Raw genomic sequence first — 18617 nt, forward strand, 5'->3', positions numbered from 1 at the left:
GGCTGTTAGTCCTCCCCCAGGATCTGCGGCACCTTGAAACGCTGCTGCTCCTGGGCCGGGGCGCCGGAGAGCGCCTGCTCGGGGGTGAGCGACGGACGGACCTCGTCCGCGCGCATGACGTTGGTCAGCGGCAGCGGGTGGGAGGTCGGCGGTACGTCTTGGTCGGCGACCTCGGAGACGCGGGCGACCGCGCCGATGATGTCGTCGAGCTGGCCGGCGAAGTGCTCGAGCTCTTCGCCCTTCAGCTCCAGACGCGCCAGCCGGGCGAGGTGGGCGACCTCCTCGCGCGTGATGCCAGGCATGCAGCGATCCTCAGGGTTTGGTGTGTGGTTTTGGCCCAATCCTATGGGGTCGCGGGACACGCCGACGGACACACCGCCTTCGGAGCCTCCCGTCCGCTCCGTCAGGCCGTCGCCGGGCCGGAGTTCAGCGCGCGCCCGGCGGCCCTGGGCGCCGGTTCGGGAGCCGCCGCCTGCGCGGGAGCGGCCTCCCGCTCCGACGGGCGTCGCCACCCGTGCTCGCCCCGTGCCCGCAGCCAGGCCGTCGTCTCCTGCGGAGGCATCGCGGCGGCGACGAGCCACCCCTGCACCGCGTCGCAGCGCAGGTCCCGCAGCCGCTCCCAGGTCTCGTCGTCCTCGACGCCCTCGGCGACGACGATCAGCCCGAGCGAGTGGGCCAGGTCGATGGTGCAGCGGACGATCTCGGCGTCCTCGTTGTCCACGGCCAGCCGCGCGACGAACGAGCGGTCGATCTTGAGCTCGCTCACCGGCAGCTTCCGCAGATGGACGAGGGAGGAGTAGCCGGTGCCGAAGTCGTCGAGGGACATCTTCACGCCGTGCCCCGTGAGGCCGGCCAGGGTGTCGGCGGCCCGCTGGGGGTCCTCCAGCAGGACGTGCTCGGTTATCTCCAGCTGGAGCGCACCGGCCGGGACCCCGTGCCTGGCGAGCCGTGCGGCGACGCTGCCCGCGAAGCCGGGGGTGTGGACGTCGCGCGGCGAGACGTTGACCGCGACGGGGACGAACAGCCCCTGCTTCCGCCACCTGGCCACCTGGGCCAGCGCGGTCTCCAGGACGTATTCGGTGAGGTGGGGCATCAGCCCTGAGGACTCGGCGATGGCGATGAACTCGTCCGGGGGGACCCGCCCGCGCTCCGGGTGCACCCAGCGTACGAGTGCTTCGAGGCCGGCCACCTGCCCGTCGAAGCGGACCTTGGGCTGGTAGTGGAGCTCCACCTCGTGGGCGTCGAGTGCACGGCGCAGATCGCCCAGCAGCCCGAGCCGGTCCGGGGTGTTGCTGTCGCGCTTGGACTCGTAGACCTCCACGCCCGTGCGGTCACGCTTGGCCTGGTACATGGCCACGTCCGCCCGTCTGAGGAGCCCTTCGGCGTCGAGCGCGTGGTCGGGGTGGACGGCGACCCCCGCGCTCGCCTCCAGCACCAGGGTGAGCCCGTCCAGGTCGAGGGAGGAGGAGAGTTCGGCGACGAGATGGCGGGCGACGCGCTGGGCGATGGTCGTCGAGTCCACGGCCGGCAGCAGCACGGCGAATTCGTCGCCGCCCAGCCGGGCGGCCTCCGCACCGCGTGGCAGGGCGAGCCGCAACCGGTCCGCTATCTGGAGGAGGAGCCGGTCCCCGGCGAGATGGCCGAGGGTGTCGTTGACGGCACGGAAGCGGTCGAGGTCGATGAGGACGAGGGCGGTCCTGGTGCCGGTGCCGTCGGCCTCCTCCAGCGCCGTCCAGGTCCTCTCCAGGAGCCACTGCCGGTTGGGCAAGCCGGTGAGCGGGTCCCGCAGCTGCTCCTCGGCCCGTGCGCGGGCGATCCAGAGCGTGGAGTCCAGGGCGATCAGCGGGACGGCGAAGAGCGGCAGCAGCACCGGCTTGGCCGATGCCACCACGCAGATCAGCGGGGCGATACCGAGCAGCGCGACCGCGACGAGCCCCTGGCGCAGCAGCGCGGTGCGGGCGACCGTCGGCAGCCCGCCGGTCTGGGACGCCCTGGCGTACCAGAGCAGGACGCGGGTGACGAGGAGATACGTGCCGGCGGCGAGCAGCACTTCCGGTACGGCGCCGATGCCCCAGTGGAGTGGCCGCCAGGGCGTCTCGACGCTCGGCACCTCGCTGAAGGCGGACAGGACCAGCGCGGCCGCGCCGATGCCGAGGATGTCCACCGCCCCGTGCAGCAGCCCCTGCCACCATCTGTGGCGTCTGGCCACCCCGACGAGCACCACGACGACGAGGCTGACCAGGCCGGCGGCGACCCAGCCGTAGAGCAGCAGGACGGAGAGGGTGAGGGCGGCGCCGGAACCGGTGCCGCCCCACCAGCGGTCGCGCCCGAGCGCGACCAGGTGCCCGACGATGATTCCCGTGAGGACGGCGAGCGACCAGCCCGCGGTGCCGGCGGGGAAGAGCGCACGTCCGTCGTGGATCGTGCGGTAGAAGCCGGCCGCGAGCAGCACAGCGGCGACCGCCACGACGACCGCCCCCACTTTGGACGTGAGGCCCACGAAACCTTGCAGACGCGACACCGGTGCGGCGCTCTCGGTCGGTTTCATTCCGTCCCTCTCACAGCCGGCGGTGCCGATGTCCCGCGGTGGCCCCCGCCCCCATGCCACCACGACCCGATTCCCACCACGCGGCCGGGCACGGCAGGTGCTCAGTCAACAGTAGGCCGATGAGGGCCCTCGCGGGCAGCGCTCTGCAGGTCTTGCCCGAATGCGGTCCCACGTTCCTGACTGTCTGGTAAGCACCGAACGGGTGAGCCGGGCGGGCCGACCAGGCCTCCCGGCCCTTCGCTGTCCGCCTTGTCCGTCTACTTCCCCCGCCCGTCCGTGACCACGCGTCACCCCTGTCTCGATCGCGCCTCGATCGCGACTCCAGCAGCGGCCCTCGGTCACGCTTCGGCGGGGACAGCGGCTTCCCTGGCCGCGTCAGGACCCTCGCCGAGGAGCACGGCGAAGCCCTCCTCGTCGAGGACGGGCACCTTCAGCTGCATCGCCTTGTCGTACTTCGATCCCGGGTTGTCTCCGACCACCACGAAGGAGGTCTTCTTCGAGACAGATCCGGTGACCTTCGCCCCACGGCTCTGGAGCGCGTCCTTGGCGCCGTCCCTGGTGTGCGTGGCCAGGGTGCCGGTGACGACGACGGTGAGTCCTTCCAGCGGCCTGGGCCCCTCGTCCGCGCCCACGCTCTCGTCCTCCATCCGGACCCCGGCCTCCCGCCATTTGCGCAGGATCTCGCGGTGCCAGTCCTCGGCGAACCACTGCTTGACCGAGGCGGCGATGATGGGCCCCACCCCGTCCGCCGCTGCCAGCTCCTCCTCGGTCGCCTCGTCGATGCGGTCGACGGAGCGGAACTGTCTGGCCAGCTCGACGGCGGCCACCGGCCCCACGTGCCGGATGGAGAGCCCGGTGAGGATCCGGGCGAGCGGGGCCTGCCGGGCCGCGGCGATGCCGTCGAGCATCCCGACGGCGTTCTTCTTCGGCTCGCCCTGCTGGTTGGCGAAGACCGTGGCGATCTTCTCCTCGCCCGTTTTCGGGTCGCGCTTGGGCAGCCCGCTGTCCGGGTCCAGGACGTACGCCCTGATCGGCAGCAGCTGCTCGACCGTGAGGCCGAAGAGGTCCCCCTCGTCCACCAGGGGTGGCTCCGCGGGCTCCAGCGGCTTGGTCAGGGCCGCGGCGGCCACATAGCCGAAGTGGTCGATGTCCAGGCACTTACGGCCCGCGAGATACGCCAGGCGCTCCCGCAACTGGGCAGGGCAGGAGCGGGCGTTGGGGCAGCGGAGGTCGATGTCGCCCTCCTTCATGGGGCGCAGCGCCGTCCCGCACTCGGGGCACTCGGACGGCATGACGAACTCCCGCTCGCTGCCGTCGCGCAGATCGACGACGGGGCCGAGGATCTCGGGGATGACGTCACCCGCCTTGCGCAGCACCACCGTGTCGCCGATGAGGACGCCCTTGGCCTTCACGACGTTCTGGTTGTGCAGGGTGGCGAACTCGACCTCCGAGCCCGCCACCTCGACCGGCTCGACCTGGGCGTACGGAGTGACCCGGCCGGTGCGTCCGACGCCGACCCGGATGTTGACGAGCTTGGTGTTGACCTCCTGCGGCGCGTACTTCCAGGCGATGGCCCAGCGCGGCGCTCGCGAGGTGGAGCCCAGCCGGCCCTGGAGCGGGATCTCGTCGAGCTTGATGACGACGCCGTCGATCTCGTGCTCGACGGACTGGCGGTTCTCGCCGAACCAGGCGATGAACTCCCGTGCCTCGTCGAGGGATCCGACCACCTTGTTGTGCTTGGCGGTCGGCAGGCCCCACTCCCTCAGCAGGTCGTAGGCCTGGGAGAGCCGGTCGATGTCGAAGCCCTCACGGGCGCCGATGCCGTGCACCACCATGTGGAGCGGGCGGGTGGCGGTGACCTTCGGGTCCTTCTGCCGCAGCGATCCGGCCGCCGCGTTGCGCGGGTTGGCGAAGGGCTTGTCGCCGGCCTCGACGAGCCGGGCGTTGAGCCCTTCGAAGGCCTCCATGGGGAAGAAGACCTCGCCCCGGATCTCGACGAGCTCCGGGACCCGGTCGCCCTTGAGGCGGAGCGGGATCTCGGCGATCGTGCGGACGTTGGGGGTGATGTCCTCGCCTGTGCGTCCGTCGCCCCTGGTGGCCGCGCGGGTCAGCCTGCCGTGCTCGTAGGTGAGGTTGACGGCTAGACCGTCCACCTTGAGCTCACACAGGAAGTGGTACCCGCCGCTGCCCACGTCCCTGGCCACGCGCTCGGCCCAGGCGGCCAGCTCCAGGTCGTCGAAGGCGTTGTCCAGGGAGAGCAGGCGCTCGCGGTGCTCGACGGAGGTGAATTCCGTGGTGTAGGGGCCCGCGACCTTCTGGGTAGGTGAGTCCGGGGTGCGCAGCTCGGGGTGCTCGTCCTCGATGGCCTCCAGGGCGCGCATCAGCCGGTCGAACTCGGCGTCGTCGACGACCGGCTGGTCCTTGACGTAATACCGGAAGCGGTGCTCCTCGATCTGCTCGGCGAGCAGTGCGTGCCGTTCCCGCACCTCCACCGGCACACCGGTCAGCTGCCGCGCCTGCTGTTCGCCGGCCATCGCCTGTTCCTCCCGTCGACTCCTCGGCCCGCTGCTCAGGCCGTCCCGCTACTCAGGGTTGTCCGCGAGCGACCTCGCGGCCCGGGCGCAGTGGGCGAGCGCGGCGCGCGCGTACGCGGGCGACGCTCCCGCCAGCCCGCAGGACGGGGTGATCACCACGGACTCGGCGAGAGTCCCCGGTCGCAGCCCCAGCCTGCTCCACAACGTCCTGACCTCCATGACGCTACCGCCCGGGTCGGACAATGCGGTCGAGGCCGCGTCGAGACCGGGGATGACACCGAGGAAGAGCTGGGTTCCGGCTTCGACGGCTTCGCCGATCGCCTCCTCCTCACGCTCGGTGAGAAGGGAGAAGTCGAAGGAGACCGCGTCGGCCCCGGCGCGGCGCAGCAGGCCGAACGGCACCTCGGGGGCGCAGGAGTGGACGGCGGTGGGTCCGTCGCCGTTCACCGCGAGCACCTCGCGGAGCGTGCCCTCGACGAGCTGGCGATCCACGGCGCGGTAGGTGCGGTAGCCGCTGGCCGACCTGACCCGCCCCTGGAGCACGGCCGTCAGGGACGGTTCGTCCAGCTGGAGCACGATCTCGGCGCCGGGGACCCTGCGCCGTACCTCGGCGAGATGGGAGCGCAGCCCCTCGGCCAGCGAGCCCGCCAGGTCACGGCAGGCACCGGGGTCGCCCAGCATGGCCTCGCCGCCCCGCAGTTCCAGCGACGCGGCCAGGGTCCAGGGCCCGACGGCCTGGACCTTGACGAGCCCCTCGTAGCCCTGGGTGAACTCCTCCAGCGCGTCGAGGTCCTCGCCGAGCCAGGAGCGGGCCCTGCGGGTGTCGCGGCCCGGGCGGTCGCTGATCCGCCAGCCGCTGGGCTCGACATGGCCGTACATCTCGACGAGCAGGCCGACGGTCCGCCCGGTCATGTCCGCGCCGGGGCCACGCGCGGGCAGCTCCGCCAGATACGGCATGCCCTGGCCGTCGGCGAAGGACCCGGTGACGGTTTTCGCCGCCTCCCGGGCGTCTCCCCCCGGCATGGACCCGATCCCGGTGGCTGCAATGGCGCTGAACCCGCTCTTCTCGCTCACGCGGAAAGCCTACGGGCAGCCCGGGGGGCACCCTCCCTCAGCGGCCCGGGCGGACCGTGAGGTCGTTGACCTCGGCGTCCCTGGGCAGGTCGAGCGCGAGCAGGAGTGTGGTGGCCACCGACTCCGGGTCCATCCAGCGCGCGGCGTCGTACTCCTTGCCCTCCTGCTGGTGGACCTTGGCCTGCATCGGGCTGGCGGTGCGGCCCGGGTAGACGGAGGTGACCCTGACCCCGTTGCCGTGCTCCTCGTGGCGCAGCGAGTCCGCGAGTGCCTTGAGCCCGTGCTTGCTCGCCGCGTACGCGCTCCATCCGGCGTTCGCCGAGAGCCCCGCCCCTGAGTTCACGAAGACGACGTGGCCCTGGGTGACGCGCAGCTGCGGCAGCAGCAGCCGGGTCAGCTCGGCCGGGGAGACCAGGTTGGCGTTGAGCTGGAAGTGCCAGGCCTTGGGAGTGAGGTCACCGACGCTGCCGAGCTCGACGACGCCCGCGATGTGCAGCAGCGAGTCCAGGCGTTCGGGCATCGACTGCTGCCCGAACGCCCAGGACAGCCGGTCGGGGTTGCCGAGGTCCCCGACGAGCGTCCGGGCCCCGGGGTGGAGCGCGGCCAGCTCCTTGGCGCGTCCGGCGTCGCGGGCCAGCAGCAGGAGTTCGTCGCCGCGCTCCAGCAGACGGCGAGTGACGGCCGCTCCGATGCCGGAGCCGGCGCCGGTGATGAGATGAGTAGGCATGCCCTCATGCTCGCATCACGGCGGCCTCACGCTCGCACCACCGTGGGCTCACGCTCGCATCACCGCAGGCCGGCCGACTCCTCCAGGTAGGCCAGCGCCCCGATGCCTTCCTCGGCGAAGAAGACCAGCTCGGTCAGCGGGAGCGGCAGGAAGCCCTCGTCCTCCATGCGCCGGAACTGCTGGTGCAGACCGTCGTAGAAGCCGGCGGTGTTCAGCAGGACCACGGGCTTGGTGTGCTTGCCGTGCTTCTTCAGCTCCAGGATCTCGGTCGCCTCGTCGAGCGTGCCCGTACCGCCGACCATGATCACGATCGCGTCGGACTTCTCCAGGAGCAGCGCCTTGCGCTCGGCGAGGTCCTTGGCTATCACCATCTCGTCGGCGTCTCTCCGCGCCTTCGCCGCGAGGAAGTCCACCGACACCCCGACGAGCCGCCCGCCGGACTCCTGGACGCCGTCGGCGACGACCTTCATCAGCCCGCTCTCCGATCCGCCCCAGACCAGGGTGTGTCCGCCCCTGCCCAGCAGCTCGGCGAACTCACGGGCGGGCACGGTGTAGCGGTCGTCGAGGTCGGCGGCGGAGAGGAAGACGCAGATGTTCATGCGGACACCGTACGGCGGACCTCCGGCACGGGAAGAAACCGGGCTCCCGCGCGGCTGAACCACATATGACATCCACCACAGGACACACCATCACCGTCACCCCCGAGGACGTGCATGTGCGCGCGGTGAGCGACGGGCAGGTGCTCGCCGAGAGCCGCCGGCCGCTGGTGCTGCGCGAGACGGGCTGCCCCGACCGCTACTACCTGCCGCCCGAGGACGTCCGCACCGAGCTGCTGACGGCGTCGGACACCCGTACGCACTGCCCGTTCAAGGGTGACGCGTCGTACTGGTCGCTGCCCGGTGCGGCGGACCTCGTCTGGGCCTATCCGGAGCCCAAGGAGGACGTCGCCGCGATCAGGGACCACTACTGCTTCTACGCGACGGACGTCGTCCCCGACTGACAGCCGTTGGAGCATCCACCGACAGCCCGTCAAAAAGATTTCTCCGCGCGGGCGATGAGTTCCGCGGGGCCCGGCAGTCCACCTTCACATGGACAAGACTCTCTCCCGTGACGGCACGTCGATCGCGTACCGCCGCCACGGTGACGGGCCGCCGGTGATCCTCGTCGGCGGTGCCCTGAGCACCGCGGCCGACGGGGCGCCGCTCGCCGCCCTGCTGGCCCCGCGCTTCACGGTGGTCACCTACGACCGCAGGGGCCGTGGGGCGAGCGGCGACGGCGGGCCGTACGCGCCCCGCCTGGAGATCGAGGACCTGGCGGCGGTGGCGGCGACGGCGGGTGAGCGCGTCTCGCTGTTCGGCATGCTGTCGGGCGGGGCGCTGGCCCTGGAGGCGCAGGCGGCGGGGCTGCCCGTGGATCTGCTGGCGGTCTACGAACCGCCGTACTCCCCCGGCGTCGACGGCCTGCTGCACAAGTCCCGCTGCTCGGCGCTGCTGCACCGGCTCCTGACAGCAGGCGACCGGGGCGGGGCCGTCGAGCTGTTCCTGTCCAGGACCGGGGTCCCGGAGGGGACGATCGCCCGCATGCGCCTGGCCCCTCTGTGGTCGGACCTCGAAGCGATGGCCCACACCCTGGCGTACGACGACGCCCTGCTGGGCGACGGCTCGATCCCCACCGCAAGGCTCGCATCGGTCACCGCCCGCACCCTGGTGGTGACCGGTGGTTCGAGCACCGAGCGGGCCTGGGAGACGACGCTCACCCTCGCGGCGGCCCTCCCCCGGGCCCGGCACCGCGCCCTGACGGGCCAGACCCGCGACCTGGCGCCGCACGCCATCGCGCCGGTCCTGCTGGACTTCTTCGCCCGCGATTCGTTCCTGCCCACGGCGGCCTCCTGAGGCTCCCGTAGGCCAGGGGCCGCCGGGCCGGCCGGGTCGCCGCAGGGGAGCGACCCGGCCGTCCCGGACGTCCGCTCAGCGGGCGGCCGAGGCCCTCTCCCTGCTCTCCGTCGTCGCGATCGTGGCGGACCCGACGACCCGGGTGCCGTCGTACAGCACGACCGCCTGGCCGGGCGCCACGCCACGGACCGGTTCGGTGAAGGTGACGGACAGGGTGCCGTCGGTCAGCTCCGCCGTCACCTCGGTCTCGCCGCCGTGGGCGCGGAGCTGCGCGGTGTACGTACCCGGTCCGGTGGGTGCGGTGCCGCACCAGCGGGGCCTGATCGCGGTCAGGGCGGTGACGTCGAGGGCTTCGACCGGGCCGACCGTGACCGTGTTGTTCACCGGGGAGATGTCCAGGACGTAGCGCGGCTTGCCGTCCGGGGCGGGGTGGCCGATGCGCAGGCCCTTGCGCTGGCCGATGGTGAAGCCGAAGGCGCCCTCGTGGGTGCCGACCTTGGTACCCGACTCGTCGAGGATGTCGCCCTCGGCGGGGCCGCCGAGGCGCCCGGCCAGGAAGCCCTGGGTGTCGCCGTCCGCGATGAAGCAGATGTCGTGGCTGTCGGGCTTCTTGGCGACCGCCAGGCCCCTGCGCTCGGCCTCGGCGCGGATCTCGTCCTTGGTGGTGAGGGTGTCGCCCAGCGGGAACATCGCGTGGGCGAGCTGCTTCTCGTCCAGGACCCCGAGCACGTAGCTCTGGTCCTTGGCCATGTCCGAGGCGCGGTGCAGCTCCCGGCCGCCGTCGTCGGCCGGTACGACGGTGGCGTAGTGGCCGGTGCAGACGGCGTCGAAGCCGAGCGCGAGCGCCTTGTCGAGGAGCGCGGCGAATTTGATCTTCTCGTTGCAGCGCAGGCAGGGGTTGGGGGTACGCCCGGCCTCGTACTCCGCGACGAAGTCGTCCACGACGTCCTCGCGGAAGCGTTCCGCCAGGTCCCAGACGTAGAACGGGATGCCGATGACGTCCGCCGCGCGGCGGGCGTCCCGGGAGTCCTCGATGGTGCAACAGCCACGCGCACCCGTACGGAAGGACTGCGGGTTCGCGGAGAGGGCGAGGTGCACACCGGTCACGTCGTGGCCTGCCTCGGCGGCTCGCGCCGCCGCGACGGCGGAGTCGACTCCGCCGGACATGGCGGCGAGCACACGGAGGGGGCGCTGGGAGGTCTGAGTCATAGCCTCTCCAGGGTACGGGGCATCGGGAACCGAATGCTCGCGGATACGCGTTGAGGATCACATGGGGAACAACGGGAGTGCCGGGACGCCGGGGAAGGGATCCGGCCACGGCATCAGTCGGCGCTCACTGCTGATCGGGGGAGGAGCCGCCGCGGTCGGCACAGCCGCTGTGGCCGCGGACAAGATCCGGCATGTCTGGTGGCGGCTGCCCGGCGTGGACAGGGCGCGGGACGAGGGCGCGCGGGACTACGCGCCGGCGACCTGGGTCGCGGCCTCCACGGCGAACTGGCGGCGGGCCGACCGCCCCGACGACTACGCCGTGGACCGGGTGATCATCCATGTCACGCAGGGCAGTTTCGAGAGCGCGGTCAACGTCTTCCAGGACCCGGCGCACAAGGCGGCCTCGCACTACGTCGTCGGCAAGGACGGCCAGGTGACGCAGATGATCCGCGAGCTGGACGTGGCGTACCACGCGGGCAACCGCTCGTACAACGAACGCAGTGTGGGCATCGAGCACGAGGGCTTCATCGACCGCCCCCAGGACTTCACGAAGAAGATGTACGAGGCATCGGCGAAGCTGACGGCGGCGATATGCAAGCGGTACTCGATCCCCGTGGACCGCGAGCACATCATCGGGCACGTGGAGGTGCCGGGCACGGACCACATCGATCCCGGGCCGAACTGGGACTGGCCCCGCTACATGAAGCTGGTGCGCGCGGCGTCCACCGACAGCGCGCGGGCCAGCTGAGTCCCGCGCGGGCCAGGCCCTAGCTGAGTCCCGCGGTCCTGGCGCGTTCGACGGCGGGGCCGATCGCGCGGGCGAGGTCCTCCACGTCCTGCCCGGTCGAGGTGTGGCCGAGCGAGAAGCGCAGGGTCCCTCGCGCCAGTGCGGGGTCGGTTCCGGTGGCCAGCAGCACATGGCTGGGCTGGGCGATGCCCGCGGTGCACGCGGATCCGGTGGAGCATTCGATGCCCTGGGCGTCGAGCAGCAGCAGCAGGGAGTCACCCTCGCAGCCGGGAAAGGTGAAGTGGGCGTTGGCCGGCAACCGCCCGCCGGGGGCCGGGTCGCCGCCCAGGATGGCGTCGGGGACGGCCTTGAGGACGGCGTCGACGAGCTCGTCCCTCAGTGCGCCGATCTCGCGGGCGAAGCGCTCACGTCCGTCGGCGGCATGCCGTCCGGCCGCGGCGAACGCGGCCACGGCGGGTACGTCGAGCGTGCCGGAGCGCACATGCCGCTCCTGTCCGCCGCCGTGCAGGACGGGCACAGGGGTCTGGTCGCGGCCGAGCAGCAGCGCGCCGATGCCGAAGGGGCCGCCGATCTTGTGCGCGCTGACCGTCATGGCGGCCAGCCCCGACCCGGCGAAGTCGACGTCGAGCTGCCCGAACGCCTGTACCGCGTCGGCGTGCATGGGGACACCGAATTCCCGTGCCACCTCGGTGAGTTCACCGACCGGCATGATGGTGCCGATCTCGTTGTTGGCCCACATCACGGTGATCAGGGCGACATCGTCGGGGTCGCGGACGAGCGCCTCACGCAGGGCGTCGGGGTGCACCCTCCCGTACGCGTCGACCGGGAGGTATTCGACGGTGGCGCCCTCGTGCTCGGCGAGCCAGTCCACCGCGTCGAGTACGGCGTGGTGCTCCACCGGGCTGGCGAGCACCCGGGTGCGCCGGGGATCGGCGTCGCGGCGGGCCCAGTAGATGCCCTTCACGGCGAGGTTGTCGGCCTCGGTGCCGCCGGAGGTCAGGACCACCTCGCTGGGGCGTGCCCCGAGGGCGTCGGCGAGGGTTTCTCTGGACTCCTCGACGGTACGGCGGGCCCGGCGCCCGGCAGCGTGCAGTGAGGACGCGTTGCCGGTGACGGCGAGCTGCGTGGTCATCGCCGCGATCGCCTCCGGAAGCATCGGCGTGGTCGCGGCGTGGTCGAGGTAAGCCATGGTGGTGACGATTCTACGAGCCCGTGGTGCGGCTCGGTGCAGGGCGCCCGGCACCGGTGCCTCGTCCCCCGGTGCCGGGACCGCTCATGAGAGCGGCGTCACAGGGCCGTCCAGCGTTGCGAGGCCTCGCCGCCGCAGGTGTTCGCCGCGATGCCACTGCCGAGGCCCAGGTCGAGGCAGCCGCCGTTGGAGACGCTCACGATGCTGCCCTTCGACCCCGCGCGCCAGCGGCGTGCGCCGGCCTCGTCGCACGCCTCGGTGAAGACGGCCTGGCCGATCATGTTCGCGGACAGGCACCGCCCGGTCTGCTTGTTGACGAGTTCGAAGCTCCCCCCGGACACGGTCCGGACGGTCCAGGTGGCGCTCGGGTCCGAGCAGTCGCCGGCGTCGGAACTCCCGTAGACGGCGATGAGGCACTTGTTGTTGTTGCCGTTACGGTAGCGATGCGTTCCGGAGGGTGTGGTCGACCCTCCGTCGGAGCCGCCGTCGGACGCGCCGGAACCCTTCGATCCGCCGGATCCGCTCGGCCCGTCTGACGCGCCGGAGCCTTCGGAGGAGCTTCCACCGCCGTTGCCGGCCCCCGAGGAGCCTCCGGAACCGCCCTGGGCGTCTCCCCCGGAGTCACCGGATCCCGGGGCGGGGGCCGAGCCCCCGTCCTTCCCTTCGTCCTTGCCGTCGTCCTCCCCGTCCTCCTCCTTCTTCTTCTCCTTGTCCTTCGACGAAGAAGAGGGTGACGCGGAGGACGACGTGTCCGCGTCCGACCCGGGCGCCGTCGGCGCGGCGGAGGCCGTGCCGGAGACGGCAGGTCCGGCGGCCGCGTCGTCGCCGGGCCCGAGGACACCGGGCAGGAGCTGGACGGCCAGCGTCGCGCCGCCCACGGCCACGACGAGCGGAACGGCGACGAGGGTGACGCGGGTACGCCGCCGGCGCTCACGGAACTTCGGGCGGGCCTTCAGCCCGAGATCCCGGGTCTCCACGGACACGGGAGGTGGCAGCTCGATCTCCTGGACGTCCGCCGCGAAGGCGGCCTTCTCGGCGAGGCTCCCGCTGATCGACTCCGGCCACAGAGGGGCCGTGAACGGCCCGTGATCCTCGGCGCGCCGCAGCAGCTCGGCCGCCGTGGGGCGCGCCCCCGGGTCCTTGGCGAGGCACTCGGCGAGGACATCGGCCAGCCCGGGGTCCAGCTCCCGCACGACGTCCAGGTCGGGCGCTTCGTGCACGATGCGGTACAGGACGGCGTGCCCGGACTCCTCGCCGAAGGGCGGGCTGCCGCTGGCCGCGTAGGCGATGACCGACGCCAGGGCGAACACATCGGCCGCGCCGGTCAAGTCCCTTTGCATGGTGGCTTGCTCGGGGGCCATGTACGCCGGTGTGCCGACCACCATGCCGCTCATGGTCAGCTGGCTCTGCTCCGTGGCGCGGGCCACGCCGAAATCGATGACCGTGGCGCCGTCGACGGTCAGCATGACGTTGGACGGCTTGAGGTCCCGGTGCACCATGTCCAGCTCGTGCACGGCCACCAGACCCGCGGCGGCCTCGCGCAGCAGCAGCCACAGCGTGTCGGCGGGCAGGGGGCCCTCGTGCAGCCTGAGGGCCTCGCTCAGGGTGAGCCCGGGGACGTACGCGGTGGCCAGCCAGGGCGGCCGCGCGTCGCGGTCGCTGGCGATCAGGGGTGCGGTCGCCTCCGCCGGTAACCGGGCAAGATTGTCGAGCTCGTGGCCGAAGCGGCGGACGAAGTCCTGGTCCTCACCCGCGATGGCGGGCAGCACCTGCTTGACGGCGACGTACCGCTCCTCGTGGACGCCGAGGTACACACGGCCCATCCCGCCGGCGCCGAGCCGGCCCGCGAGGGGAATCCCACCGATCTGTACCGGATCGTCCGGTCCCAGCGGCTTGGCTCCGCTGCCTGTCAGGTCCAACACGCCTGCAACGTCTCCCCCGTGACACCCATTTCCGTACCAGGGCAGTCTGACGAGTCGACACAGGGAGCGGAAGCACATTCAAGAGACTCGCCCCGGAAATTCACAGGCTCCAGGAGACGGTGCCGTTGCCCGTGACCAGGACGGCCAGGACGACGAGGTCGGCGACGCCGAGGGTCAGCCCGAGCAGGGCGCGGCCACGGCGGGCGGTGGAGCGGGCGAGGGCGACGAGCGCCATGACGATGGCGACGGGCCCCAGCAGGATGTTCATCACGAGGAGGCCGAGCAGCCCGAGCACGAACGAGGCGACGGCGAGCCCGTCGGCCTCCTTCGTGACGGAGCGGACCTCGCGCTCGGGGGCGGTCACGTCGGCGGCGTCGGTGGTGGTGGTGGTGCGAGTCGTGGTGAGTGCCATGATGCGGCTCCTTCGTCAGCGGGTGCGGCGGGCGAGGCGTTCACGGGCGCCGAAGACCACCAGCCAGAGGCCGATCACGGCCGCTGCGGTCAGGGTCACGGCGAGCGGGAGGTGTGCGACCGCTCCGAGGACAACCCCCAGCAGGAGCAGCGCGGCGACGAGGACGAACATGTCCGGCCTTTCTGCGAGCTTTGAGAGTACGACTGTTCACTGACTCCCGAGTCTAGACCCTCCACCCCTTCCAAGACTCGGAGAACGGTTGTTTACTGAATGGCATGAGTCACACCGCCCCCGGCATCCGCCAGGCCCAGAAGCTGAGGACCCGCCAGGCGCTGCTCGACGCGGCACTGGAGCTGCTGGAGCACCAGAGCCTGAGCAGCCTGGGCCTGCGTGAGGTGACCCGGGCCGTGGGGGTGACCCCGACCGCCTTCTACCGGCACTTCGACGACACCGCCGCCCTGGGTGTCGCCCTCGTCGAGGAGGCGCTGGGCAGCCTGCACGGCATGATCGGCGCGATCCTCACCGCCACGGGGGACAGCGAGGAGCGGCTCGACCGCAGCGTCACCCTGATAGTTCGTCATGTACAGGCGCAGCCCGCCCACTTCCGCTTCATCGCCCGCGAGCAGCACGGCGGCGTCGGCGAGGTGCGCGAGGCCATCGCCGCCCAGCTGAACGGCTTCGCCGAGGAGGTCGCCCTGGCGCTCGGCGAGGAGTCCGGTTCGGCCGACTGGGAGCAGGAGGACCTCCTGATGCTGGGCGGGCTGTACGTCGACCACATGGTGCTCACCACGTCGGCGCTGCTGGACGCGGGCCCCGAGGGTGAACAGGAGGTCATCCGGGTCGCCCGGCGTCGGCTCCGCCTGGTCACGCTGGGCAGGGCGCACTGGCTGGACGGGACGTCGTAGAGTCGGCGTCATGAGCGACTGGACCCTGGACCGGACCTTCATCAGCTCCTCGGGCGAGGTGCGTTGGGACGTGCTCGGCCCCGAGCAGGCCCCTCCTGTGGTGCTGGTGCACGGCACGCCCTTCTCCTCGTACGTCTGGCGCGGCATCGCCCGGGCGCTGGCGCAGGACCACCGGGTGTACGTGTGGGACCTGCCGGGCTACGGCGCCTCCGCGCAGTACGAGGGCCAGGACGTGTCGCTCCGCGCCCAGGCCCTGGTGCTCACCGAGCTGCTCGGTCACTGGGGACTCGGCGAACCGGCCGTGGTCGCCCATGACTTCGGCGGCTGTGTCGCCCTGCGCGCCCATCTCCTGCACGACGCCCGCTACCGGCGCCTGGCCCTCGTCGACCCGGTGGCGCTGGCCCCCTGGGGCTCGCCGGCCTACCGGCTGCTCGGCGGCAGCGCCGAGGTCTTCGGTGAGCTGCCGCCCGATCTGCACCGGGCGCTGGTGACCGAGTACGTCGGATCGGCGAGCCACCGTGGCCTGCACCCGGCGGTGCTGGACAGGCTCGTCGCCCCCTGGTGCACCGAGGCCGGGCAGCCCGCTTTCTACCGGCAGATCAGCCAGAACGACCAGCGGTTCACCGATGAGATCCAGCACCGCTACGGGGAGTTGGATCTTCCCGTCCTGGTCTGCTGGGGCACCGATGACACCTGGATCCCGGCCGCCAGGGGCCATGAGCTGGCCGGGCTGGTCCCGGGCGCCGAGCTGCGGCTGATCGACGGGGCGGGGCACCTCGTACAGGAGGACGCCCCCGCCGAACTCACCGCGGCCCTCACCCGTTTTCTGCGTACAGCTCCGTGACCGCGGCCGCGGCCTCGGCGAGCACGCGGCGCGCCCGCGGGGGCGAGAGCACTTCGAGGTTCGGGCCGAAGGAGAGCAGGGAGCGCGCCCAGGCGACCTCGGGCACGGCGAGCTCGGCCAGCAGCCACTCCCCCGCCGACGCCGGTTCCGGCTCGGGCCGGCCGGTCAGCACCCCCGTGTGGAGGCGTACGAAGAGGTCGAGGCGTGAGCGGTGCACACGGACCCGGAGCCGTACGTCCCCCGGCCGGTCCTCGACCTGCCTGCGCAGCTCCTCCCATACGTCGGCGGGCTCCACACCGGGCCTGCGCACCACGGGCTCCTCGCCGATGACCGCACGCCGCACGCGGTCCGCGCGGAAGAGCCGGGGTGCGCCGTCCAGGTCGGCGGTCAGATACCAGACGCCCGCCTTCACCACGAGGCCGTACGGGTCGACGGTGTAGACGCGCGGGGTGTCCGTGCCGCTGTGCCGGTAGTGGAGCAGCAGCCGCCGGTCGGCGAAGACCGCGTCGTGCAGCTCGGCCACGTCGACGGCGGCCTCGGGCCCCTTCATCCAGCGGACCGGGTCCACCAGGATGCGACGGCTGGTCTGTTCGGCGGCGGGCCGGTGGGGGGCGGGCAGCGCGGCCATCACCTTGCGCAGCGCGGACCCGAGCGCCTCGTCGAGGCCGAGCGCCGCGTGGGCGCCCTGCGCGGCGAGGACGAACAGGGCGCGCGCCTCGTCGGCCGTGAGCCCGGTGACGTCGGTCCTGAAGCCCGGCAGCAGCGCGATCCCGCCGTTGCGCCCACGCTCCGTGTAGACCGGTACCCCGGCGGCGGAGAGCGCGTCGACGTCCCGGTAGATGGTGCGTACGGAGACTTCGAGGCGCTCGGCCAGCTCACCGGCGGGGACCAGGCCACGGGTCTGGAGCAGCAGCAGGATGGACAGGAGCCGGTCGGACTTCACCGCACCATCATGACGGGACGCGCCCGCCGGGCCAGGTCACGGCGCTCAGCCACGGGAGTCGGTCACGGGACTCAGTCACGCGGCGCGCGGGCCAGCTGACGGGACTGGGCGACGAGACGGCCCGCGCTGTCCCAGACGTCCGCGTCCTCCTCCAGGAAGCCGCCGGCCAGGTTACGGGTGGTGATGGAGACACGCAGCGGTCCTGGGGCCGGACGGCTGCGGATGTGCGTGGTGAGCTCGATGGTGGGCGTCCAGCCCTTCAGCCCCAGCTCGAACGAGGTCGGCGGCAGCGCGTCCACGGCGAGCAGCAGTGAGAGCGGGTCCGCGTCGCGGCCGTCGGCGAGGGCGAACCAGCCGCGCATCTCGCCCTTGCCCGACGGCGCTCCGACGGCCCAGCCGACCGTCGCCGGGTCCAGCTTGATGTCCAGCCGCTCGGTGATGGCGGAGCTGCCCGGGATCGAGGGCGCCCCGTCGCTCGTGCCGAGGCACTGCTCCAGGGGCGGGATGGCGGGCGGCTCGGCCGACGTACGGACCTCGTCGCTCAGGCTGTCCAGCCGGCCGTAGGTGGCCAGTACCCGGATGCGCTCGACCTCCGTGCCGTCCTCGGCGAACTGGTGGAGCGAGGCCTCGCCGGTGGAGAGCGTACGGCCGGTGCGGACGACCTGCGTACGGATCACGGCGGGCCCCGGGACGGAGGCCGTGAGGTAGTGCGCGGAGACGGAGAAGGGGTCGGAGTGCGGGAGCGCGTCGCCGAGCGCCCGGCCGAGCATCGCGAGCAGATAGCCGCCGTTGACCGCGTGGATGATCGTCCACCCCGCGGAGAGCTCCGCGTCGTAGACGCCTTCCTCCCGGAGTGTGACTGCGGTGTCACGGTCGAACTCGCTGTCACCGATGGTCGCCCGTACCGCGCGCGACTCCTGCGTTGCTGCCTGTGCCATGGAATTCACGCTACACCGATCGTATTACTGAGCGGTAGCTTTTCCTTTGCCTTCAGATGACGGCCGGGTTCTCCTCCGCCCTCGCCGAGCGCCTGTTGTAGGCACGCGGGGCCCGCCAGTGGAAGCGCAAGGCCAGCAGCCGCAGGACGAACGCGGTGAGCGCGGCGGCGCCGCTGGTGTAGGCGTCGAGCACGTCGAAGCGGATGCAGAGCGCCACCATGACGGCGCCGACGATCGCGGGTACGGCGTACAGGTCGCGGTCCCAGCGCAGCAGCGAGGGCACCTCGTTGGCCAGCACGTCGCGCAGCACACCACCGCCGACCGCGGTGGCCAGGCCCAGGGCGGCGGACGAGGTGAGGCCGAGGCCGTACTCGTACGCCTTGATCGTGCCGGATACGCAGAAGAGGCCGAGCCCCGCCGCGTCGAAGACATTGACGCCGACCTGGATCCGCTCCACGTGCGGGTGCAGGAAGAAGACCAGGCCCGCGGCGATCGGCGGGGTCACGAAGTAGCCGAGATCCGTGAAGGCGGCCGGCGGGATCGCGCCGATGATCACATCACGGAAGATCCCTCCGCCCAGCGCTGTCACCTCGGCGAGTACCGCGATGCCGAAGACATCGAAGTTCTTGCGTACGGCGAGCAGGGCGCCCGAGATCGCGAAGACGAAGATTCCGACGATGTCGAGCGCATGCTGGACGGAGGGGGTGAAGAGTTCGTTGAGCACCGGTCAAT

The 18617-nt window shown here is 71.9% G+C and carries 19 protein-coding genes; 5 read left to right on the forward strand and 14 right to left on the reverse strand.

Translation table 11 applies throughout. The features are described from left to right. Positions 1–5 precede the first annotated feature (5 nt). From gatC to OG623_RS09345, 6 genes are all read right to left on the reverse strand, one after another. Positions 6–302: an Asp-tRNA(Asn)/Glu-tRNA(Gln) amidotransferase subunit GatC gene (gatC, locus tag OG623_RS09320; protein ID WP_014153935.1), complete on the reverse strand. Its 297-nt coding sequence runs from the start codon at positions 300–302 to the stop codon at positions 6–8. A gap of 101 nt (positions 303–403) precedes the next feature. Further along, positions 404–2548, reverse strand: coding sequence for a putative bifunctional diguanylate cyclase/phosphodiesterase (locus tag OG623_RS09325; RefSeq protein ID WP_406145777.1), 2145 nt, complete (start codon positions 2546–2548; stop codon positions 404–406). A 338-nt stretch (positions 2549–2886) separates the two neighbouring features. Next, positions 2887–5082, reverse strand: coding sequence for an NAD-dependent DNA ligase LigA (ligA, locus tag OG623_RS09330; RefSeq protein WP_406145778.1), 2196 nt, complete (start codon positions 5080–5082; stop codon positions 2887–2889). Positions 5083–5130: 48 nt separating this feature from the next. Further along, a complete protein-coding gene (locus tag OG623_RS09335) occupies positions 5131–6156 on the reverse strand; it encodes a methionine synthase (RefSeq protein WP_406145779.1) in 1026 nt (341 codons plus the stop codon). Positions 6157–6193: 37 nt separating this feature from the next. Further along, complete coding sequence (locus OG623_RS09340; RefSeq protein ID WP_406145780.1) at positions 6194–6883, reverse strand: SDR family oxidoreductase; 690 nt, start codon at positions 6881–6883, stop codon at positions 6194–6196. A gap of 59 nt (positions 6884–6942) precedes the next feature. Continuing rightward, entirely contained in the window at positions 6943–7482 is a 540-nt protein-coding gene (locus tag OG623_RS09345; RefSeq protein WP_406145781.1) for a TIGR00730 family Rossman fold protein, read from the reverse strand. A gap of 65 nt (positions 7483–7547) precedes the next feature. On the opposite strand from OG623_RS09345, the gene OG623_RS09350 reads away from it, so the two are divergent. Beyond that, positions 7548–7883, forward strand: coding sequence for a DUF427 domain-containing protein (locus tag OG623_RS09350; RefSeq protein ID WP_406145782.1), 336 nt, complete (start codon positions 7548–7550; stop codon positions 7881–7883). An 88-nt stretch (positions 7884–7971) separates the two neighbouring features. Further along, positions 7972–8775 (forward strand): alpha/beta fold hydrolase, encoded by an 804-nt coding sequence (locus OG623_RS09355; protein WP_406145783.1) that lies wholly within the window; start codon positions 7972–7974, stop codon positions 8773–8775. Positions 8776–8850: 75 nt separating this feature from the next. Here the strand turns inward: OG623_RS09355 and mnmA are convergent, their stop codons facing one another. After that, positions 8851–9984: a tRNA 2-thiouridine(34) synthase MnmA gene (mnmA, locus tag OG623_RS09360; RefSeq protein WP_406145784.1), complete on the reverse strand. Its 1134-nt coding sequence runs from the start codon at positions 9982–9984 to the stop codon at positions 8851–8853. A 61-nt stretch (positions 9985–10045) separates the two neighbouring features. Between mnmA and OG623_RS09365 the strand changes: the two genes are divergently transcribed. Further along, positions 10046–10732 carry an N-acetylmuramoyl-L-alanine amidase gene (locus tag OG623_RS09365; protein WP_406145785.1) on the forward strand — a complete coding sequence of 229 codons (687 nt, stop codon included), beginning with the start codon at positions 10046–10048 and terminating at the stop codon, positions 10730–10732. 19 nt (positions 10733–10751) lie between these two features. Here the strand turns inward: OG623_RS09365 and OG623_RS09370 are convergent, their stop codons facing one another. The 4 genes from OG623_RS09370 to OG623_RS09385 form a co-directional block, all read right to left on the reverse strand. Further along, on the reverse strand, positions 10752–11921 hold the full coding sequence (locus tag OG623_RS09370) for a cysteine desulfurase family protein (RefSeq protein ID WP_406145786.1): 1170 nt from the start codon (positions 11919–11921) through the stop codon (positions 10752–10754). Positions 11922–12019: 98 nt separating this feature from the next. Continuing rightward, complete coding sequence (locus OG623_RS09375; protein WP_406145787.1) at positions 12020–13843, reverse strand: protein kinase domain-containing protein; 1824 nt, start codon at positions 13841–13843, stop codon at positions 12020–12022. Between the two features lie 100 nt (positions 13844–13943). Further along, positions 13944–14255, reverse strand: coding sequence for a DUF4190 domain-containing protein (locus OG623_RS09380; protein ID WP_406145788.1), 312 nt, complete (start codon positions 14253–14255; stop codon positions 13944–13946). 15 nt (positions 14256–14270) lie between these two features. Continuing rightward, positions 14271–14426: a hypothetical protein gene (locus OG623_RS09385; protein WP_362893657.1), complete on the reverse strand. Its 156-nt coding sequence runs from the start codon at positions 14424–14426 to the stop codon at positions 14271–14273. Between the two features lie 104 nt (positions 14427–14530). Here OG623_RS09385 and OG623_RS09390 point away from each other — a divergent pair, with 104 nt between their 5' ends. Continuing rightward, positions 14531–15160: a TetR family transcriptional regulator gene (locus OG623_RS09390; RefSeq protein ID WP_406145789.1), complete on the forward strand. Its 630-nt coding sequence runs from the start codon at positions 14531–14533 to the stop codon at positions 15158–15160. Positions 15161–15170: 10 nt separating this feature from the next. Then, a complete protein-coding gene (locus OG623_RS09395; RefSeq protein ID WP_406145790.1) occupies positions 15171–16004 on the forward strand; it encodes an alpha/beta fold hydrolase in 834 nt (277 codons plus the stop codon). Here the strand turns inward: OG623_RS09395 and OG623_RS09400 are convergent. The 3 genes from OG623_RS09400 to OG623_RS09410 form a co-directional block, all read right to left on the reverse strand. Beyond that, positions 15976–16947, reverse strand: coding sequence for a helix-turn-helix transcriptional regulator (locus OG623_RS09400; protein ID WP_406145791.1), 972 nt, complete (start codon positions 16945–16947; stop codon positions 15976–15978). The genes OG623_RS09395 and OG623_RS09400 overlap by 29 nt on opposite strands. Positions 16948–17018: 71 nt before the next feature. Continuing rightward, entirely contained in the window at positions 17019–17885 is an 867-nt protein-coding gene (locus tag OG623_RS09405; protein ID WP_406145792.1) for a thioesterase family protein, read from the reverse strand. 52 nt (positions 17886–17937) lie between these two features. Continuing rightward, the gene (locus tag OG623_RS09410) at positions 17938–18609 is read right to left on the reverse strand and encodes a trimeric intracellular cation channel family protein (RefSeq protein WP_406145793.1); all 672 of its coding nucleotides are present in this window, start codon (positions 18607–18609) and stop codon (positions 17938–17940) included. Positions 18610–18617 lie beyond the last annotated feature (8 nt).

The sequence above is a fragment of the Streptomyces sp. NBC_01012 genome (assembly GCF_045162755.1).
Taxonomy (GTDB): Bacteria; Actinomycetota; Actinomycetes; order Streptomycetales; family Streptomycetaceae; genus Streptomyces.

Coding starts and splice junctions, on each gene's coding strand:
- OG623_RS09405 (WP_406145792.1), bottom strand. CDS start 17,885: ATGGCACAGGCAGCAACGCAGGAGTCGCGCGCGGTACGGGCGACCATC.
- mnmA (WP_406145784.1), bottom strand. CDS start 9,984: ATGACTCAGACCTCCCAGCGCCCCCTCCGTGTGCTCGCCGCCATGTCC.
- ligA (WP_406145778.1), bottom strand. CDS start 5,082: ATGGCCGGCGAACAGCAGGCGCGGCAGCTGACCGGTGTGCCGGTGGAG.
- OG623_RS09390 (WP_406145789.1), top strand. CDS start 14,531: ATGAGTCACACCGCCCCCGGCATCCGCCAGGCCCAGAAGCTGAGGACC.
- OG623_RS09385 (WP_362893657.1), bottom strand. CDS start 14,426: ATGTTCGTCCTCGTCGCCGCGCTGCTCCTGCTGGGGGTTGTCCTCGGA.
- OG623_RS09340 (WP_406145780.1), bottom strand. CDS start 6,883: ATGCCTACTCATCTCATCACCGGCGCCGGCTCCGGCATCGGAGCGGCC.
- OG623_RS09350 (WP_406145782.1), top strand. CDS start 7,548: ATGACATCCACCACAGGACACACCATCACCGTCACCCCCGAGGACGTG.
- OG623_RS09355 (WP_406145783.1), top strand. CDS start 7,972: ATGGACAAGACTCTCTCCCGTGACGGCACGTCGATCGCGTACCGCCGC.
- OG623_RS09370 (WP_406145786.1), bottom strand. CDS start 11,921: ATGGCTTACCTCGACCACGCCGCGACCACGCCGATGCTTCCGGAGGCG.
- OG623_RS09395 (WP_406145790.1), top strand. CDS start 15,171: ATGAGCGACTGGACCCTGGACCGGACCTTCATCAGCTCCTCGGGCGAG.
- OG623_RS09380 (WP_406145788.1), bottom strand. CDS start 14,255: ATGGCACTCACCACGACTCGCACCACCACCACCACCGACGCCGCCGAC.
- OG623_RS09365 (WP_406145785.1), top strand. CDS start 10,046: ATGGGGAACAACGGGAGTGCCGGGACGCCGGGGAAGGGATCCGGCCAC.
- gatC (WP_014153935.1), bottom strand. CDS start 302: ATGCCTGGCATCACGCGCGAGGAGGTCGCCCACCTCGCCCGGCTGGCG.
- OG623_RS09325 (WP_406145777.1), bottom strand. CDS start 2,548: ATGAAACCGACCGAGAGCGCCGCACCGGTGTCGCGTCTGCAAGGTTTC.
- OG623_RS09345 (WP_406145781.1), bottom strand. CDS start 7,482: ATGAACATCTGCGTCTTCCTCTCCGCCGCCGACCTCGACGACCGCTAC.